17 protein-coding genes are annotated in these 17484 nt (G+C 51.7%); 9 read left to right on the forward strand and 8 right to left on the reverse strand.

The features are described 5' to 3' along the window. The coding region (yjgA, locus tag ACRPFF_RS06160; protein ID WP_432674118.1) for a ribosome biogenesis factor YjgA at window positions 1–329 on the reverse strand (329 nt) is incomplete at its 3' end. Window positions 330–481: 152 nt separating this feature from the next. On the opposite strand from yjgA, the gene pmbA reads away from it, so the two are divergent. Beyond that, window positions 482–1813, forward strand: coding sequence for a metalloprotease PmbA (gene pmbA, locus ACRPFF_RS06165; protein WP_432674119.1), 1332 nt, complete (start codon window positions 482–484; stop codon window positions 1811–1813). A 476-nt stretch (window positions 1814–2289) separates the two neighbouring features. Here pmbA and ACRPFF_RS06170 read toward each other — a convergent pair whose 3' ends face one another. Beyond that, window positions 2290–2493, reverse strand: a complete 204-nt coding sequence (locus ACRPFF_RS06170) for a cold-shock protein (RefSeq protein ID WP_002217533.1) — start codon at window positions 2491–2493, stop codon at window positions 2290–2292. Window positions 2494–2742: 249 nt separating this feature from the next. On the opposite strand from ACRPFF_RS06170, the gene clpS reads away from it, so the two are divergent. Next, a complete protein-coding gene (gene clpS / locus ACRPFF_RS06175) occupies window positions 2743–3045 on the forward strand; it encodes an ATP-dependent Clp protease adapter ClpS (RefSeq protein WP_025457204.1) in 303 nt (100 codons plus the stop codon). A gap of 1 nt (window position 3046) precedes the next feature. Continuing rightward, a complete protein-coding gene (clpA, locus tag ACRPFF_RS06180) occupies window positions 3047–5338 on the forward strand; it encodes an ATP-dependent Clp protease ATP-binding subunit ClpA (protein WP_432674120.1) in 2292 nt (763 codons plus the stop codon). Between the two features lie 64 nt (window positions 5339–5402). Here clpA and rfaD read toward each other — a convergent pair whose 3' ends face one another. The 5 genes from rfaD to adk all read right to left on the reverse strand — a co-directional run bounded on the left by rfaD (window position 5403) and on the right by adk (window position 9510). Next, window positions 5403–6407, reverse strand: a complete 1005-nt coding sequence (rfaD, locus tag ACRPFF_RS06185) for an ADP-glyceromanno-heptose 6-epimerase (RefSeq protein ID WP_432674121.1) — start codon at window positions 6405–6407, stop codon at window positions 5403–5405. Between the two features lie 63 nt (window positions 6408–6470). Next, window positions 6471–7433 (reverse strand): ADP-heptose synthase, encoded by a 963-nt coding sequence (hldA, locus tag ACRPFF_RS06190; protein ID WP_432674122.1) that lies wholly within the window; start codon window positions 7431–7433, stop codon window positions 6471–6473. A gap of 104 nt (window positions 7434–7537) precedes the next feature. After that, window positions 7538–7930: a DUF2185 domain-containing protein gene (locus ACRPFF_RS06195; protein WP_101129543.1), complete on the reverse strand. Its 393-nt coding sequence runs from the start codon at window positions 7928–7930 to the stop codon at window positions 7538–7540. A 95-nt stretch (window positions 7931–8025) separates the two neighbouring features. Continuing rightward, window positions 8026–8757 (reverse strand): orotidine-5'-phosphate decarboxylase, encoded by a 732-nt coding sequence (gene pyrF / locus ACRPFF_RS06200; protein WP_432674123.1) that lies wholly within the window; start codon window positions 8755–8757, stop codon window positions 8026–8028. 105 nt (window positions 8758–8862) lie between these two features. Beyond that, a complete protein-coding gene (adk, locus tag ACRPFF_RS06205; protein ID WP_432674124.1) occupies window positions 8863–9510 on the reverse strand; it encodes an adenylate kinase in 648 nt (215 codons plus the stop codon). Window positions 9511–9724: 214 nt separating this feature from the next. Here adk and htpX point away from each other — a divergent pair, with 214 nt between their 5' ends. Further along, entirely contained in the window at window positions 9725–10564 is an 840-nt protein-coding gene (gene htpX, locus ACRPFF_RS06210) for a protease HtpX (protein ID WP_304667999.1), read from the forward strand. A gap of 243 nt (window positions 10565–10807) precedes the next feature. Here the strand turns inward: htpX and ACRPFF_RS06215 are convergent, their stop codons facing one another. Continuing rightward, a complete protein-coding gene (locus ACRPFF_RS06215; RefSeq protein WP_003677673.1) occupies window positions 10808–12106 on the reverse strand; it encodes an adenylosuccinate synthase in 1299 nt (432 codons plus the stop codon). Window positions 12107–12656: 550 nt separating this feature from the next. On the opposite strand from ACRPFF_RS06215, the gene norM reads away from it, so the two are divergent. From norM to ACRPFF_RS06240, 5 genes are all read left to right on the forward strand, one after another. Beyond that, entirely contained in the window at window positions 12657–14036 is a 1380-nt protein-coding gene (gene norM, locus ACRPFF_RS06220; protein WP_432674141.1) for a multidrug efflux MATE transporter NorM, read from the forward strand. Between the two features lie 63 nt (window positions 14037–14099). Then, complete coding sequence (locus tag ACRPFF_RS06225) at window positions 14100–14873, forward strand: LEM-3-like GIY-YIG domain-containing protein (protein ID WP_314169290.1); 774 nt, start codon at window positions 14100–14102, stop codon at window positions 14871–14873. Between the two features lie 46 nt (window positions 14874–14919). Next, on the forward strand, window positions 14920–15960 hold the full coding sequence (gene murB / locus ACRPFF_RS06230) for a UDP-N-acetylmuramate dehydrogenase (RefSeq protein WP_432674125.1): 1041 nt from the start codon (window positions 14920–14922) through the stop codon (window positions 15958–15960). 11 nt (window positions 15961–15971) lie between these two features. Further along, window positions 15972–16622: a TetR/AcrR family transcriptional regulator gene (locus ACRPFF_RS06235; protein WP_411712389.1), complete on the forward strand. Its 651-nt coding sequence runs from the start codon at window positions 15972–15974 to the stop codon at window positions 16620–16622. Window positions 16623–16669: 47 nt separating this feature from the next. Then, the gene (locus ACRPFF_RS06240; protein WP_411712462.1) at window positions 16670–17476 is read left to right on the forward strand and encodes an SDR family oxidoreductase; all 807 of its coding nucleotides are present in this window, start codon (window positions 16670–16672) and stop codon (window positions 17474–17476) included. Window positions 17477–17484: the final 8 nt, after the last annotated feature.

A 17484-nucleotide genomic window follows, 5' to 3' on the forward strand; every position in this document is an offset into this window, starting at 1 on the left:
GGCCAAGTGTTCAACATATTCCATATTTCCATTTCCGCGCCCCTGTCCGAAAAGTATAGGGTGTAGATTTTAGTGGCAAAAAAACGCTTTTGCCACTTTGCCGGCAAATCGCGCATCAGCCTGCCGATAAATTGTGCCTGGCGTTTGAGCGCGCCGTTGGATGTGATTTTTTTATAGGCGGTTACCGCCTCGTACAAATCCGCATCCAAACCGATTTTTTTCAGCGTATCGTTTGAGAGCTTGGTCAACGCCATGCCCAAATCCTGCAAATCGTTCATTTGCTTTTTCATTTGGGTTTTGCTGACCCATTCATCTTCTTGTTCAAACATCTTGGTTCTCAAATTTTATCCGATAGGCGCATTTTAACAGAATGATTCCGCGTTCAGACGGCATTTTTCCCCATATGCCTGTTAACCGGTACTTTTGCCCCTGTCGTCCGAAACGGTTAAAATGCCGCAACGCTCCACCAAGAAAGATTTCTATGCTGTTCAACCACACCGCTTCCGAACTCCTCGACCTCTGCCGCCGCACGCTCGACTTGGCAAAAGCGACGGGCGCAACCGCCGCCGAAGCCGATTTCAGCGAATCATTGGGACAAAGCGTCAGCGTGCGGCTGGGCGAAATCGAACAAATCGAGTTCCAGCAGGACAAGTCGCTGGACATTACCGTTTACGTCGGCAAACGCAAAGGCCGCGCCAGCACTGCCGACTTCTCCGAAAAAGCCCTGCAAGACACCGTCAAAGCCGCCATCGACATCGCCCGCTACACTGCCGAAGACGATTGCGCAGGTTTGGCAGACGCTTCGCTTATGGCGCAACACATCGGCGACCTCGACCGTTACCACGAATGGGATTTAAGCACGGAAGCCGCCGTCGAGTTGGCAAAACAATGCGAACAAGCCGCCCTGAACGAGGATGAGCGCATCGAAAACTCCGAAGGGGCGGCGGTGCAAACCGGACATTACCAATACGTTTACGGCAACACCCACGGTTTTGCCGCACACCAGCAAGGCACGCGCCACAGCATTTCATGCAGCGTCGTTGCCGCCGACGAAAACGGCATGCAGCGCGACTACTGGTACGATTCCTCCTGCCGACATCAAGACATGGACAGCCCGACGCAAATCGGTCAAACCGCCGCCGAACGTACCTTGCGTCGTTTGAACAGCCGCAGCATTCCGACTGGAAGCTACCCCGTCCTATTCGATGCGACCGTTTCGGGAGGTCTGATCGGACACCTAGTCGGCGCACTGTCCGGCGGCTCGCTCTACCGCCAAAGCAGCTTCCTGATTAACAGCATACGCAAGCAAATTCTGCCCGATTTCCTCAGCCTGCGCGAAGAGCCGCATATTCCCCGTGCCTTCGGCAGCACCTATTTCGATTCCGAAGGCGTCGCCACGCGGCCGCGTTTCATCATCCGCGACGGCATCGTCGAAAGCTATTTCCTCAGCAGTTACAGTGCGAGGAAACTCGGTATGCAGACCACGGGCAACGCCGGCGGCGCGCACAACCTTTATTTGAACCATACGCACGAAACGCAATCAGACCTGCTGAAAGAAATGGGCACAGGATTGTTGGTAACCGAGCTCATGGGGCAAGGCGTAAACGCCATTACCGGCGACTACTCGCGCGGTGCGGCGGGTTTTTGGGTGGAAAACGGCATCATTGCCTACCCCGTCCATGAAATTACCGTTGCCGGCCGCCTTCAAGATATGTACCGCAACATCGTCGGCGTGTCCGATGATGCCTTACGCCGTTCGTCCAACCAAATCGGTTCTATCCTGATAGGAAGCATGACGGTTGCAGGCAACTGAAACCCCAACCGGATGCCGTCTGAAAGCAAAGGGCTGAACCTACAACGGTTCGGCCCTTTGTTGATATAGTGGATTAACAAAAACCAGTACGGCGTTGCCTCGCCTTAGCTCAAAGAGAACGATTCTCTAAGGTGCTGAAGCACCAAGTGAATCGGTTCCGTACTATTTGTACTGTCTGCGGCTTCGTCGCCTTGTCCTGATTTTTGTTAATCCACTATACATAATTTCTTTTAGATTTCCGCAAAAATCCCTGACAAACAATCTGCACATTTTTTAATCATATAGGATTTTCCCTTATTCCTCAGCATACTATCAAACATATCCACAACAGGATTCACACAGGCTAAGGATAAAGCAGATAAAAAGACACCTGTTCTTTTCAGACGGCATTCCCTGTTTCTGCAAACGGCAAAACAAAACGGCAGGACATCGTCTGTCCTGCCGTTTCACATATACGGTTTCCCGTACACTCGGGATTAAGCAGCCTGAATGTTAGCAGCTTGTTTGCCTTTAGGGCCGGTGGTTACGTCGAAAGACACGCGTTGGCCTTCTTTCAGGGTTTTGAAACCTTCCATATTGATCGCTGAGAAGTGAGCGAACAAATCTTCGCCACCTTCGTCAGGAGTGATGAAACCAAAACCTTTAGCGTCGTTAAACCATTTTACGATACCGGTTGCCATTAGAAACTTCCTATACTTAAAAATTAACAAAATCAGCAAAATAAGGCATACAGCAAACTTAAACGTTCAGCGTTTCTCCCCAGCTTTATATACTTGGTCGAGTGCCGGCTTCTGCTTAACCGTCTTTTTACATTTGTTAAGCCGAAACGTCAAGCTATGTTTCCAAAAAAGTGAGAAAATAAGCGGAAAGACCGAAAATACAACAGAAATGCCGTCTGAAAACGGCTTCTTCCCGATAGAAAACAACTTATGACGACACACTGCCAATCCGATACGCTTTTAAGCAACCTTAACACCCTGCCGCCAAAACGTTACGGCGTTTTCCTATTGAACGACGATTACACCACGATGGAATTTGTCGTTGAAATCCTGACCGAAATCTTCATGCTCGGACAAGAACAGGCGGTAGCGGTAATGCTCTTGGTTCATCACGAAGGCAAAGGCCTGTGCGGCACTTACACGCGCGATATTGCCCAAACCAAACAGCAACAAGTCATGCAGCGGGCAAAAGCCGAAGGGCATCCGCTGCAATGTATTGTCGAGGAGATTTAATATGCTTGCCCCTGAATTAGAACAGATTTTGCAGCAGCTTTACCGCGAGGCGCGCAACGCCCATTATGAATTTATCAGCCTCGAGCATCTGCTTTTGGTACTCATCGAAGAAGATGCCGCCGTCCCCAACGTCCTCAAGCTCTGCGGCGCAGATTTGAAAGTGGTGTCCGAACAACTCGCCGCCAGCGTTGCCGAAAACACCCCCCTGATTCCCGACCACCTTTTGGACACGGTCGAAACCCAGCCCACGCTCGGCTTCCAACGCGTCATCCAACGGGCGATGGTGCATACCCAATCGGCAGGCAAGGGCTTGGTCGAGCCTTTAGACGTTTTGGTCGCGCTGATGAGCGAAACCGACAGCCACGCCGTCTATTTCCTCAAGCTGCAATCGGTTACGCGTTTTGAAGTTTTGCGCTGTATTGCCCATGGCTCTCCCGATGAAGATGAAGACGATGGCAACTATTCTTCAGACGGCATGGACGACGATAATGAGAACCGCACCAAACCGAGCAAAAACCCTTTATCGGAGTACACCGTCAACCTCAACGCCGAAGTCAAAGCCGGCCGCATCGACCCCTTAATCGGCAGAAAACACGAAATGGAACGGCTGGTGCAAATCCTATGCCGCCGCCGCAAAAACAATCCGCTTTTGGTCGGCGAAGCCGGCGTGGGCAAAACCGCACTGGCGGAAGGCTTGGCACATCAAATCGTCAACGGCGACATTCCCGACGCGCTTAAGGAAGCCGAAGTGTACGCGCTGGATATGGGTTCGCTTTTGGCGGGCACAAAATACCGCGGCGACTTTGAAGCGCGGGTCAAATCCGTCTTGAAACAGCTCGAAAAAATCCCGCACGCCATTTTGTTTATCGACGAAATCCATACCATCATCGGCGCAGGCAGCACCAGCGGCGGCACGATGGACGCGTCCAACCTACTCAAACCTGCGCTGGCGAAAGGCTCGCTGCGCTGCATCGGTGCAACCACTTACGACGAATACCGCACCATTTTCGACAAAGACCACGCCTTAAGCCGCCGTTTCCAAAAAATCGATGTGGTCGAACCCACCGTCGCCGAAACCGTACAAATCCTGCGCGGCTTGAAACCGATGTTTGAAGATTTCCACCAAGTGCGCTATACGCAAGGCGCACTCGAAGCTGCCGCCGAACTTTCCGCACGCTACATCAACGAACGCTTCCTGCCCGACAAAGCCATCGACGTAATGGATGAAGCAGGCGCGGCGCAACGAATTCTGCCTAAATCCAAACAGAAAAAAGTCATCGGTAAAGCGCAAATCGAAACCGTCATTGCCAAAGTCGCGCGGATTCCCGAAAAAACCGTGTCGCACGACGACAAACAAGTCCTGCAATTCCTCGGCCGCGATTTGAAAAACATGGTTTACGGTCAAGAAAATGCCATCGATGCGTTGGTTGCCGCCGTCAAAATGTCGCGCTCCGGCCTCGCCCTGCCCGACAAACCGATAGGCAGTTTCCTCTTCTCCGGTCCGACCGGCGTCGGCAAAACCGAAGTCGCCAAACAGCTTGCCTACTCGATGGGCGTACCGCTGCAACGCTTTGATATGTCTGAATACATGGAACGCCATGCCGTATCGCGCCTCATCGGCGCACCACCGGGCTACGTCGGCTTCGAACAAGGCGGCCTTTTGACCGAAGCCGCCAACAAACATCCGCACTGCGTATTGCTCTTGGACGAAATCGAAAAAGCCCACCCCGACATTTTCAACGTCCTCCTGCAAGTCATGGACGCAGGCAAACTGACCGACAACAACGGCAAGAGTGCCGATTTCCGCAACGTCATCCTGATCATGACCACCAACGCAGGCGCAGAAAGCCTCAGCCGACCCAGCCTAGGCTTTACCGCCAAACGCGAGCGCGGCGACGAAATGCAGGCTATCAACAAGCTCTTCACGCCCGAGTTCCGCAACCGCTTGGACGCGATTATCCCGTTTGCGCCCCTGTCCGAACCCATTATCGCCAAAGTCGTGGATAAATTCCTGCTTCAGCTCGAACACCAGCTCCTCGACAAAAAAGTCGAAGCCGAATTCACACCGGCATTGCGCAAATATCTGGCGGAAAAAGGTTTCGACCCGCAAATGGGCGCGCGCCCGATGCACCGCCTGATTCAGGAAAAAATCCGCAAACCGCTCGCCGACGAACTCCTGTTCGGCAAACTATCCGACGGCGGCTTTGTGCGGATAGACTGGGATGCGGCGAAAGAAGAAGCCGTATTGAAGTTTAAGAAAAGCAAGGTCAAAATAAAAACCGCCTCCGCATAAAATCAAAAATGCCGTCTGAAAGGTTCAGACGGCATTTTCTTTCAAACAAAATGACCAATCGTGTTTAAGCCAAATTTTCCAGCATCCATTTGACGTAGCGGTTGACACCTGCTTTGACATCCAAAAATTCTTCCTTATATCCGGCTTCGCGCAATTTGGTGATGTCGGCTTGGGTGAAGCTTTGGTATTTGCCTTTGAGCGCGTCGGGAAATGGGATGTAGCGGATAAATTCTTCTTCTACCAGCTCTTTCAAGCTCATTTCAGGTTTGCCTTCGGCGGCGCGGCAGGCGTTGACGGTGGCGGCGGCGAGTTCGTTGAACTGTTGGCTGCGGCCTGTTCCGAGGTTGTAGATGCCGGAAAGTTCGGGATGGTCGAAGAAGTAGAGGTTGACTTTGGCGACGTCTTCGACGCTGACGAAGTCGCGGGTTTGTTCGCCGTTGCCGTAGCCGTCGTTTGAACCGAACAGGTTAACGTAACCGTGTTCGCGGTATTGGTGGAAATGGTGGAAAGCGACGGATGCCATGCGGCCTTTGTGTTGTTCGTGTTGTCCGTAAACGTTGAAGTAGCGGAAGCCGACGACTTGGGCGGTCAGGCCTTCTTTCATGCGGCGGCGCAATACTTGGTCGAACAGGAATTTGGAGTAGCCGTACACATTAAGCGGTTTTTCGAGTTCGCGCTCTTCGCGGAAGATTTCGCCTTTGCCGTAAACCGCCGCACTGGAGGCATAAAGGAAGGGAATGCGTTCGTCCTGACACCAGTCCAACAAATCCAGCGTGTACTGGTAGTTGTTTTCCATCATATACAAACCGTCGTGGTTCATCGTATCGGAACACGCGCCTTGGTGGAACACGGCTTCGATGTTTTGATAAGGTAAAATGTGTTCCCTCACTTGGCGGATAAATTCGTGTTTATCGAGATAATGGGCGATTTCACACTCGGCAAGGTTTTTGAATTTTTCGCCTTTGCTCAAATTATCGACGGCAACGATGTCGGTAATGCCGCGTTGGTTGAGGGCTTTGACGATGTTGCTGCCGATAAAACCGGCCGCGCCTGTTACGATGATGGTCATATTGGGTTTCCTTTGTTTTGAGGGTTTCAGACGGCATTGGATGGTCATGCCGTCTGAAAAGATTTATTGCCCGTCCAGTGCTTCAACCAACTCTGCAAACGAGCAAACCGCCGTACCAAGTTTCGCCACGACAACCCCAGCCGCAGTATTGGCAAGGTGCATGGCTTCAGGCATGGTATAACCAGCAGCCAAACCCAAGCCCACTCCGGCAATGACGGTATCGCCTGCACCGGATACATCATAGACTTCTTGGGCCCGTGTAGGCTGATAAATCGGCTCGCCCTCATTGAACAGGGTCATACCCTCTTCGCTTCGGGTCAGCAAAATCGCGGTCAAGTCGAGGTGGCGGCGCAGGTTTTGTGCTTTTTCGGTCAACTCGCCTTCGTTTTTCCAACTGCCGACCACTTCTTTCAATTCGGCACGGTTGGGCGTAATCAGGGTTGCACCGGCGTATTTTTCGTAATCGTCGCCTTTGGGGTCGATTAATACGGTTTTGCCTTCGTGTTTCGCCCAATCAATCATATCGGAGATGTGCGACAGGCCACCTTTGCCATAGTCTGAAAAAATAATTGCGTCGTATTCGGGCAAGATTTCACGGTATTTCCGCTTGATTTGTTCCAATACTTCTCGGTTGGGATGTTCTTCAAAATCAAGGCGGATAAGCTGCTGGTTGCGGGCGACGACGCGCAGTTTGACGGTGGTGGCGATTTGTTTGTCGCGCATCAGATAGGAGGCGACGCCGTCCTGCACCATCAGCGCGTCGAGCGCGTTGGCGGCTTCGTCGTCGCCGGTTACCGACAACAGCCCTGCTTTGCCGCCCAGCGAAGCGATATTGCGCGCAACGTTCGCCGCACCGCCCGCGCGTTGGTCGATACGTCCGATTTTTGCTACCGGCACGGGGGCTTCGGGCGAAATTCGGGACACGTCGCCAAACCAATAGCGGTCGAGCATCACGTCGCCGACAACCAGGACTTTGGCTTGCGCGAAACGGGATTTGAGGGTTTCTTGTTGAAACTTGGCGGGCATTTTATGCACTCCAAAATAAGTTATTTTTTTTGTGTGAAAACTTCACTGTATTCTCAGTAATTATCTGGCAAATTTACTGATTAATAATAAAATCCGGCTTTTTATTATTCTTCAAAGTCAAAAGGAGACCAATCGGTAATAGGTGAAAAGCAATCCTCTCCTTCTTTTTTTTCAAAAACGCTACCTATATCTGCCCAAAACAGCTCCCCAACATCTGCTTGATAATGAGTAAGCCGCGTCAAACTATGAAAGGAGAAGTTATCAGGGTTATTCGAGTATTCATCATCTTCTGTTCCGGAAAATACCCGCCATCCGCTATCAAATGGTAAATCCCCTTGATGTTCCCGATACATAAATTTAATAGGAAGCCCCTCTTCGACAATTTTATGCGACACAATCGCATACCATCCAACAGGGGTATCCTTTACAAGCAAATCATCTTCCGGAAATGCATCATAATCAAAAATATTGCTCACATCTGAACCACATTGAGACATCGGATAAATTCCTTTCTAAGCTGAAATTTTCTGGTTATTTATCTACCGTATCAAAGTGAGGCAGTTTCTTTGAACAGCATCAAAATTGTTGATGCTTAAGCGTTTGCCACGCGGTTCACTTCGCGCAATACGGCGACCGGATCGGCGGCTTGGGTTATAGGGCGGCCCATTACCAAATAGGTTGAACCTGCCGCCAAGGCTTCGGCGGGCGTCATAATACGGCGTTGGTCGTCGTTATTGCCGGCAACGTCCAAGCGGATACCAGGCGTTACCAAGACAAAATCTTGTCCCAACTCGCAACGCAACGGTGCGGCTTCTTGAGCGGAACAGACCACGCCGTCCAAGCCCGAACTTTGCGCTAGTTTCGCCAAGCGGATGACTTGTTCTTCAGGGGCGATGTTCAAACCGATTTCCGCCAAATCGCTTTGTTCCATGCTGGTCAACACGGTTACGCCGATTAAGAGCGGCTTTGTGCCGTATCCGGCAACGGCTTCGGCGGCGGCTTCCATCATACGGCGGCCGCCTGAGGCATGCATATCGACCATCCAAACGCCCATATCGGCAGCGACTTTGCAGGCTTGCGCGACGGTGTGGGGAATATCGTGGTATTTCAAATCGAGGAAAAGCTTGAAACCTTGATTGATTAAGCTTTCCGCCAAACTGCGCCCCGTCGCGGTAAACAGCTCTTTGCCGATTTTGATTTGGCACAACGTCGGATCAAGGTTGCGGACGAATCCGAGCGTGTCTTTTTCGTTGGCAAAATCAAGGGCGACGATGACGGGGGTGCGTTGTTGCTGGGTTTGGAAGTCGGAGATTAAGGGGTTCATAAGATGCCTGCGGATAAACGGTTACAACTTCGATTTTAACAGCTTTCATACACAAAATGCCGTCTGAAAATATTTTTTCAGACGGCATTTCCGACTCGGCAAAACTTATTTGCCCAAACCTTTCAATACTTCGGCTTTCACGGCTTCTACTGCTTGGGTACCATCAACTTTGATGTATTTAGGCGCGTGTTCGCCTTCCAGCTTGCTGTAAAAATCGACCAGCACTTCGGTTTGCTCGTGGTAAACAGCAAGGCGTTTTTTCACGGTTTCTTCTTTGTCATCGTCGCGCTGAATCAAATCTTCTCTGGTTACGTCGTCTTTGCCTTCGACTTTGGGCGGATTGTAGGTAACGTGGTAAGTACGGCCGGAAGCCAAATGCACGCGGCGGCCGCTCATTCGGTCGATAATCACGCTGTCGGGTACGTCGATTTCAACAACCGCGTCCAAATCCACACCGGCTTCAACCATCGCTTCGGCTTGTGCCAGCGTGCGCGGGAAACCGTCAAACAAGAAACCGTTTTTGCAATCGTCTTGCGCGATACGTTCTTTGACCATACCGATAATGATGTCGTCGCGCACCAAGCCGCCTTCATCGATGATTTTTTTCGCTTCCAAACCCAGCGGCGTACCTGCTTTAATTGCGGCGCGGAGCATATCGCCAGTAGAGATTTGCGGAATATCAAAAGCAGCGGTGATGAATTGCGCCTGAGTGCCTTTGCCCGCGCCTGGCGCGCCTAAAAGTAATGCTTTCATGAAGTGATCCTTTTAAATGTGTTTATTGGAATCAAACAGATGGTTTACGATTCTACACGGCTTGGCACAATAGTTCAAAAACCAACTGTACAAACTGCCATTTGCAAGCAAATGTTTTGCATACCTTTGCCGAGCTTAATATTCACAAGGCTGCAACTTTTTGGGACAATCCCCAAAACTTTAAAACATCACACCCTACCAAAAAGGAACATCCGTGAAACGCATTTTTCTGTTTTTGGCTACCAATATCGCTATTTTGGTCGTAATCAGTATTGTTTTGGCGGTTCTGGGCATCAACAGCCGGGGCGGCACGGGCAGCCTGTTGGCGTATTCCGCCGTCGTCGGCTTCACTGGTTCGATTATTTCGCTGCTGATGTCCAAATTCATCGCCAAACAATCGGTCGGCGCGGAAGTTATCGACACGCCGCGCACCGAAGAAGAAGCCTGGCTTTTGAACACTGTCGAAGCCCAAGCGCGGCAATGGAACCTGAAAATGCCCGAAGTCGCCATCTACCACTCTCCCGAACCCAATGCCTTTGCCACGGGCGCATCGAGAAACAGCTCCCTGATCGCCGTCAGCACCGGTTTGCTCGACCATATGACGCGCGACGAAGTGGAAGCGGTGTTGGCGCACGAAATGGCGCACGTCGGAAACGGCGACATGGTTACACTGACGCTGATTCAAGGGGTGGTTAATACCTTTGTCGTGTTCCTGTCGCGCATTATTGCCAACCTGATTGCCCGAAACAACGACGGCAGCCAGTCCCAAGGGACTTACTTCCTCGTCAGCACCGTATTTCAAATCTTGTTCGGCTTCCTTGCCAGCCTGATTGTCATGTGGTTCAGCCGACAACGCGAATACCGCGCCGATGCGGGCGCGGCAAAACTGGTCGGCGCACCGAAAATGATTTCCGCCCTGCAAAGGCTTAAAGGCAATCCTGTCGACCTGCCCGAAGAAATGAACGCAATGGGCATCGCCGGAGATACGCGCGACTCCCTGCTCAGCACCCACCCTTCGCTGGACAACCGCATTGCCCGTCTCAAATCGCTCTGAGCCGATTTGAAACGACAAAAAAACCGTACGCACAAGCAGTACGATTTTTCCATAGTAAACTAATGCCGTCTGAAAACATCGGGTTCGCCATATCGGCATAAACCGCGTCCATTTCCGCACCGGATACGCCGCATTGATATACCCCGACAAACCGTGTCCGGACAGAAAATATCAGATAAAACGGCAGCAAAAATGCCGTCTGAAACCAATTAGGGCTTCAGACAGCATTTTTACTGCAAAACCTTATGCGAACGGATGATGCAGCACAATCGTTTCTTCGCGGTCGGGGCCGGTGGAGACGATAGCGACCGGCGCACCACACACTTCTTCAATCCGTTTCAAATATGCTTTGGCATTGGCAGGCAATGCGTCGTAGCTTTTCACGCCGAAAGTGGATTCGCTCCAGCCGGGCATGGTTTCGTAAATCGGCTTGCAGGCTTCTACCGCATCGGAACCGCAAGGCAGAATGTCGGTTTTGCTGCCGTCGGGCAATTCGTAGCCGACACAGATATTGATGTTCTCAATACCGTCCATCACGTCCAGCTTGGTGATGCACATACCGGAAATACCGTTGACTTGGATGGAGCGTTTCAACGCGGCGGCATCAAACCATCCGCAGCGGCGTGCGCGACCGGTTACGGAACCGAATTCGTGTCCGCGTTCTGCCAAACCTGCGCCGACTTCGTCGAACAATTCGGTCGGGAACGGGCCTGAACCGACGCGCGTGGTATAGGCTTTGACGATGCCCAAAACATAATCCAGCATTTGCGGACCTACGCCTGCGCCTGCGGAAGCTGCTCCCGCCAGGCAGTTGGAAGAGGTAACGAAGGGGTAAGTGCCGTAGTCGATGTCCAACAGCGTGCCTTGCGCGCCTTCAAACAGCAGTTTTTCGCCGTTTTTGTTTTTCTCGTTCAACACACGGGATACGTCGGTAATCATCGGCGTAATGCGCGGCGCAACTTTTTCGATAACCGCCATCACGTCTTCCGCTTTCACCGGCTCGGCATTATGCAGATGTTGCAATTGAACGTTGTAATAAGCGAGGATGGCATCCAGTTTTTCACGCAATTTTTCAGGATGCAGCAAATCGACGGCGCGGATGGCGCGGCGTGCCACTTTGTCTTCGTAGGCAGGGCCGATGCCGCGGCCGGTTGTACCGATTTTGCCCTTCCCGCGGGATGCTTCGCGAGCTTGGTCAAGCGCAATGTGGTAAGGCAGGATCAGCGGACAGGTCGGCGCGATTTTCAGACGGCCTTCGACGTTTTTCACGCCTGCCGCGTTCAACTCGTCGATTTCGCCTAACAATGCTTCGGGAGAAACGACAACGCCGGAACCGATGAAGCAGTCCAAACTTTCATGCAGAATGCCGCTCGGAATCAGGCGCAAAATGGTTTTTTTACCGCCGACGACCAAAGTATGACCCGCATTGTGGCCGCCTTGGAAACGCACGACGCCGCTGGTTTCTTCCGCCAGCCAGTCAACGATTTTACCTTTGCCTTCATCGCCCCATTGGGCGCCGATTACTACAACATTTTTAGCCATTATGACAACCTTGTTTTAAATTGATAAGTTACAATCAAATTGCAAATTGCGGCTATCGGGATTACTTACCCTTTCCAGCCTTTTCAGACGGCATATCATTTTTTCTGCACCGTTGCGTACAACGCCGTAACCGATTACGGAACAACCGCCCGCCACTGGCGGCAACAGGCATTCCTCCAGCAAAACCAGCCATTCAAAATCTCGCGTTTACATGAAAATCCGTCTTCTCTCTATTTTGTCCTGCAAACACAAAAGGCTGCCCGACTCAAAATCATACGGCGTATCTGCCGCACCGCATCATGCGGTTTTCAAAGCGGTAAAGCCCCTTTGCGATTCTGAATCTGAACAGCCCCTGTCCGGCAGCTTGTTACTGCCAAGTTATTAAAATCAGACTTTACCATAAAATACGCATAACCTGAATACACTTTTGCACCTCATGTCCTCCTGACGACTCTGCACCCTTTTACTATATAATTGATGTGATTTTCCATAATTCCAGACTGCCGGTTTTTTCTTCAGACGGCATCTTTGTTGATTGGATGCTTATCCTATGCTGCTCGACCTCAACCGCTTTTCCTTTTCCGTCTTCCTGAAAGAAGTCCGCCTGCTGGTCGCCCTTGCCCTGCCCATGTTATTGGCGCAGGTCGCTCAGGTGGGCATCGGTTTTGTCGACACCGTGATGGCGGGCGGTGCGGGTAAGGAGGATTTGGCGGCGGTGGCCTTGGGCAGCAGCGCGTTTGCCACGGTTTATATTACCTTTATGGGCATTATGGCGGCTCTGAACCCGATGATTGCCCAGCTTTACGGTGCGGGTAAAACCGACGAAGTGGGCGAAACGGGGCGGCAGGGGATTTGGTTCGGGCTGATCTTGGGGATTTTCGGCATGGCATTGATGTGGGCGGCGATTACACCGTTCCGCAACTGGCTGACCTTGAGCGATTATGTGGAAGGCACGATGGCGCAATACATGTTGTTCACCAGCTTGGCGATGCCGGCGGCAATGGTACACCGCGCACTGCACGCCTACGCTTCCAGCCTGAACCGCCCGCGCCTGATTATGTTGGTCAGCTTTGCGGCGTTTGTGTTGAACGTGCCGCTGAACTATATTTTCGTTTACGGCAAATTCGGTATGCCCGCTTTGGGTGGCGCAGGCTGCGGACTGGCGACGATGGCGGTGTTTTGGTTCAGCGCGCTGGCATTGTGGATTTATATCGCCAAGGAAAAATTCTTCCGCCCGTTCGGACTGACGGCAAAATTCGGCAAACCGGATTGGGCGGTGTTCAAACAGATTTGGAAAATTGGCGCGCCCATCGGACTGTCTTATTTTTTGGAAGCCAGCGCGTTTTCGTTTATCGTGTTCTTGATCGCGCCCTTCGGCGAAGATTATGTGGCGGCGCAGCAGGTCGGCATCAGTTTGTCGGGGATTCTCTATATGATTCCGCAAAGCGTCGGCTCGGCAGGGACGGTGCGCATCGGCTTTTCATTAGGACGGCGCGAATTTTCGCGGGCGCGTTATATTTCGGGCGTGTCGCTGGCGTTGGGTTGGATGCTCGCCGTGATTACCGTGCTTTCTTTGGTATTATTCCGTTCGCCGCTGGTAAGTATGTACAGCAATGATCCGGCGGTTTTAAGCATCGCCGCCACCGTCCTGCTGTTTGCCGGCTTGTTCCAACCGGCAGACTTCACCCAATGTATCGCGTCCTATGCCCTGCGCGGCTACAAAATCACAAAAGTGCCGATGTTCATCCACGCCGCCGCCTTCTGGGGCTGCGGCCTGCTGCCGGGCTACCTACTCGCCTACCGTTTCGGTATGGGCATTTACGGCTTCTGGACAGCATTGATTGCCTCGCTCACCATCGCAGCCGTCGCCTTGGTGTGGTGCTTGGAATTGTGCAGCAGGGAGATGGTCAGATCGCATAAGGCCGTCTGAAATTTCTTTCAGACGGCCTCCATTGATATTTCATTTACGGCTTATTCACTTTTAAGGAAAAAAATGTTTTCAACTTCCATTATAGAAAAACTTGCTTACTATGTTTATTGCTTGATTGACCCTAGAGACGGCAATATTTTCTATGTAGGTAAAGGCGTGGGCAATCGCGTTTTCCATCATGCCCTAGGTTCATTACAAGAAACAGAAACGCCAAGTGATAAAATTGCTTTGATTAGGGAAATACATAAAAGCGGACACCAGCCCGTGTATTACATTCTGCGGCACAACATCCAAACAGACAAACAGGCTTTTGAATATGAAGCGATGGCAATAGACCTACTCTCCCTAGTCAAACCGAGCCAGCAGCCGCTGACTAATATTCAAGGCGGCACGCATTCTTCTGAAGTAGGATTGATGAGCTTGTCCGAATTAAAACGAAAGTATGATGCTCAAGAATTAAAAACTGATAAGCCCATTGTTTTAATTACGATTAATAATGAATACGAGAAACTGAAAAAAAGTATTAGATCAGGGAATATTCCTGAAGCCGATAAGGATAAGGAAATTTACGAACGCACACGGAAATATTGGAAAATCGGAAGCAGGCGTGAAAAAGCAAAATATGCAGTTGCAGTCTATCGCGGCTGGACATTGGCAGTATATGAAATCGAAAGATGGATTTCTGCCGACGATATTATTCAAGGCCGTTGGATGTTTGAAGGCAAGCCGTTGCCAGAAGGCTCCGACATTTATCAAGAAATCGTGAATAAGCTGACCTATTCTTCCCAAGAAAACTATAAAGCCCCCCAAAACCCCATTACCTATCGTAATTGTTAAATAGTAAGTTTTCAGACGACCTGAATCCACAAAATCACAAATCATCATGCAACCCATCCAATACCAAACCGACCTCACCCCTTACAACACTTTCGGTCTTCGCGCCCAAGCCCAAGCCTTTGTCACGATCGAACATGCCGACGAGTTGCGCGACATCGTCCGACTGCCCGAGTTCGACCGCGATACCGTTTTATGGCTGGGCGGCGGCAGCAACATCCTTTTGATGCAGGATTACGCCGGACTGGTCGTCCATATGGAAAACAAAGGCATACGCGAGATTGCGCGTTCAGACGGCATGGTTCTGATTGAAGCGCAGGCGGGCGAAATTTGGCACGATTTCGTGTTGCACACCGTCGCGCTGGGTTTGAGCGGTTTGGAAAATCTGAGCCTGATTCCGGGCACGGTCGGCGCGTCGCCCGTGCAGAACATCGGTGCGTACGGCGTGGAAGCGAAAGACGTGATTCACAGCGTGCGCTGCTTCAATTTGGATACGGAAACCTTTGTAACCCTTTCCAATGCCGACTGCCGCTTCGCCTACCGCGAAAGCCTGTTCAAGCAGGAAGGTAAAGGGCGTTATGTGATTGTTTCGGTCGTATTTGCATTAAAAACGCATTTTGTGCCGAACTTGGGCTACGGCGATTTGGCGGCGAAGGTTGCCGAATTGAGTGCAGGCAGGGAGGCGACGGCAAAAGACGTTTCCGATGCGGTATCCGCCATCCGCAACAGCAAATTACCCGACCCGAAAGTTTTGGGCAATGTCGGCAGTTTCTTTAAAAACCCCGTCGTCAACGCAGAAAAAGCCGCCACCCTGTTGCAGCAGCATCCCGATATGCCGCGCTATCCGCAGCCCGACGGTTCGGTCAAACTCGCCGCCGGCTGGCTGATCGACCAATGCCGTCTGAAAGGCTTCCAAATCGGCGGCGCGGCGGTACACGACCGGCAGGCTCTGGTTTTGGTGAACAAAAACAATGCTTCTTCAGACGACATCTGGAAACTGGCGCAACACGTCTGCAATACAGTATTTACTCAATTTCAGGTAGAATTACACGCCGAACCCAATTGGCTGCCCGCTTCGTTCAGCCTATAAATCCAAGGAGTATGCCCGTGACCCGCATTGCAAAAACCAATACTTACACCCGCATCATCGATGCCAGCCTTGCGCTCTTCAACGAGGAAGGCGAGCGCAACATCAGTACCAACCATATCGCGGCGCATTTGGGCATCAGTCCGGGCAACCTCTATTACCACTTCCGCAATAAAGACGAAATCATCGTCCAGCTCTTCAAACGTTACAGCGAAGCCCTGCTGGCATACCTGAATGAAGCCGTGTTGCCGTCTGATGTGGAAGACTCCATCAACTATATGGCGGGCATTTACGACGTCATGTGGGAATACCGCTTCCTCTTTAGCGATGTAAACACCCTACTTGCACGCAGTGCCGAATTGTTGGGCGAACACAATACCTTCACCCAAGCCAAAGTCTCTCCGCTCTTGGTCAACCTGCTCACCCAGCTCAACGGCCTGAACATCATCCAAGCCGACCAAACCGCCATGAACGACCTCGCCGTCAATATGTGGATGGTAACGAAATACTGGTTCGACTTCGACAGCTCCCTGCGGGGTCGCACCAAGCTGACTAAAGACTCCAAAGCACGCGGCATCCGCCGCACCTTAAGCCTCCTGCGCCCCTACCTCTTGCCGGAACACCGCGAGGAATACGACCGGAAAATCGGCAGTACGCATTCATAATTTCCATGCCGTCTGAGCTTATTTTCAGACGGCATTCATCTATAAACATGATACATAACCCTCCTTCCGCCTCCCCCGACGCATCCATCTTAGGCTTAGGCTACCTCGGTCGTCCTTTGGCGCAGAAACTTTACCAACACGGCAGCCGCGTTGCCGCCGTCAAACGCAGCCTGACTTCGGACGATATCAATCTGCCCATACACCTCGATACCATCGATCTCAATCAAGATAGCGTGTTTCAAAGCGCGAACCTTGCCCGAGATACAAGCTTTTGGCGGCACCACGCCGACAAACCCGTTTGGTTCTTCCTGCTGCCGCCCTCCTTTTTGGCGCATTACGCCGACACCGTCAAACAATGGGCAGAACTTGCCCGAGCGTGCAACGTGCAACATCTGATTTTCACGAGCAGCACCAGTATTTACGGCAATAAAGCGCGCGAATGCGACGAAACTGCCCTACCCGATCCGCAAACCGAGTCCGCCCGACAAATCCTCGCCGCCGAGCAATACCTGCTCGACAGCGGCGTTCCGAACATCGACATCCTGCGGTTGGGCGGGCTTTATTGCGCCGAACGTCATCCCGTCAGCCGCCTCGTTCAAAAGCAAAACATCCCGGGTGGCAACCAGCCCGTCAATATCGTCCACCGCGACATCGCCGTCGAAACCCTGTTTCAGACGGCATTAAAACCCAACGGCAAAAGACTGAAAAACATTATTGAACCGCGCCACCCGACACGCCGCGAATTCTATACGGAAGAAGCTGCCAAACTCGGCTTGCCGGCTCCCGATTTCGCACCCGACGACAGCAGGGGCAAAATCATCATTACCGTTTGCGATAACGGGTTAAGCCTGTAAAATAACCG

It is taken from the genome of Neisseria sp. SLRRB23 (assembly GCF_050896295.1).
Taxonomy (GTDB): Bacteria; Pseudomonadota; Gammaproteobacteria; order Burkholderiales; family Neisseriaceae; genus Neisseria.

Coding starts and splice junctions, on each gene's coding strand:
- pmbA (WP_432674119.1), top strand. CDS start 482: ATGCTGTTCAACCACACCGCTTCCGAACTCCTCGACCTCTGCCGCCGC.
- ACRPFF_RS06170 (WP_002217533.1), bottom strand. CDS start 2,493: ATGGCAACCGGTATCGTAAAATGGTTTAACGACGCTAAAGGTTTTGGT.
- clpS (WP_025457204.1), top strand. CDS start 2,743: ATGACGACACACTGCCAATCCGATACGCTTTTAAGCAACCTTAACACC.
- clpA (WP_432674120.1), top strand. CDS start 3,047: ATGCTTGCCCCTGAATTAGAACAGATTTTGCAGCAGCTTTACCGCGAG.
- rfaD (WP_432674121.1), bottom strand. CDS start 6,407: ATGACCATCATCGTAACAGGCGCGGCCGGTTTTATCGGCAGCAACATC.
- hldA (WP_432674122.1), bottom strand. CDS start 7,433: ATGCCCGCCAAGTTTCAACAAGAAACCCTCAAATCCCGTTTCGCGCAA.
- ACRPFF_RS06195 (WP_101129543.1), bottom strand. CDS start 7,930: ATGTCTCAATGTGGTTCAGATGTGAGCAATATTTTTGATTATGATGCA.
- pyrF (WP_432674123.1), bottom strand. CDS start 8,757: ATGAACCCCTTAATCTCCGACTTCCAAACCCAGCAACAACGCACCCCC.
- adk (WP_432674124.1), bottom strand. CDS start 9,510: ATGAAAGCATTACTTTTAGGCGCGCCAGGCGCGGGCAAAGGCACTCAG.
- ACRPFF_RS06215 (WP_003677673.1), bottom strand. CDS start 12,106: ATGGCTAAAAATGTTGTAGTAATCGGCGCCCAATGGGGCGATGAAGGC.
- norM (WP_432674141.1), top strand. CDS start 12,657: ATGCTGCTCGACCTCAACCGCTTTTCCTTTTCCGTCTTCCTGAAAGAA.
- ACRPFF_RS06225 (WP_314169290.1), top strand. CDS start 14,100: ATGTTTTCAACTTCCATTATAGAAAAACTTGCTTACTATGTTTATTGC.
- murB (WP_432674125.1), top strand. CDS start 14,920: ATGCAACCCATCCAATACCAAACCGACCTCACCCCTTACAACACTTTC.
- ACRPFF_RS06235 (WP_411712389.1), top strand. CDS start 15,972: ATGCCCGTGACCCGCATTGCAAAAACCAATACTTACACCCGCATCATC.
- ACRPFF_RS06240 (WP_411712462.1), top strand. CDS start 16,670: ATGATACATAACCCTCCTTCCGCCTCCCCCGACGCATCCATCTTAGGC.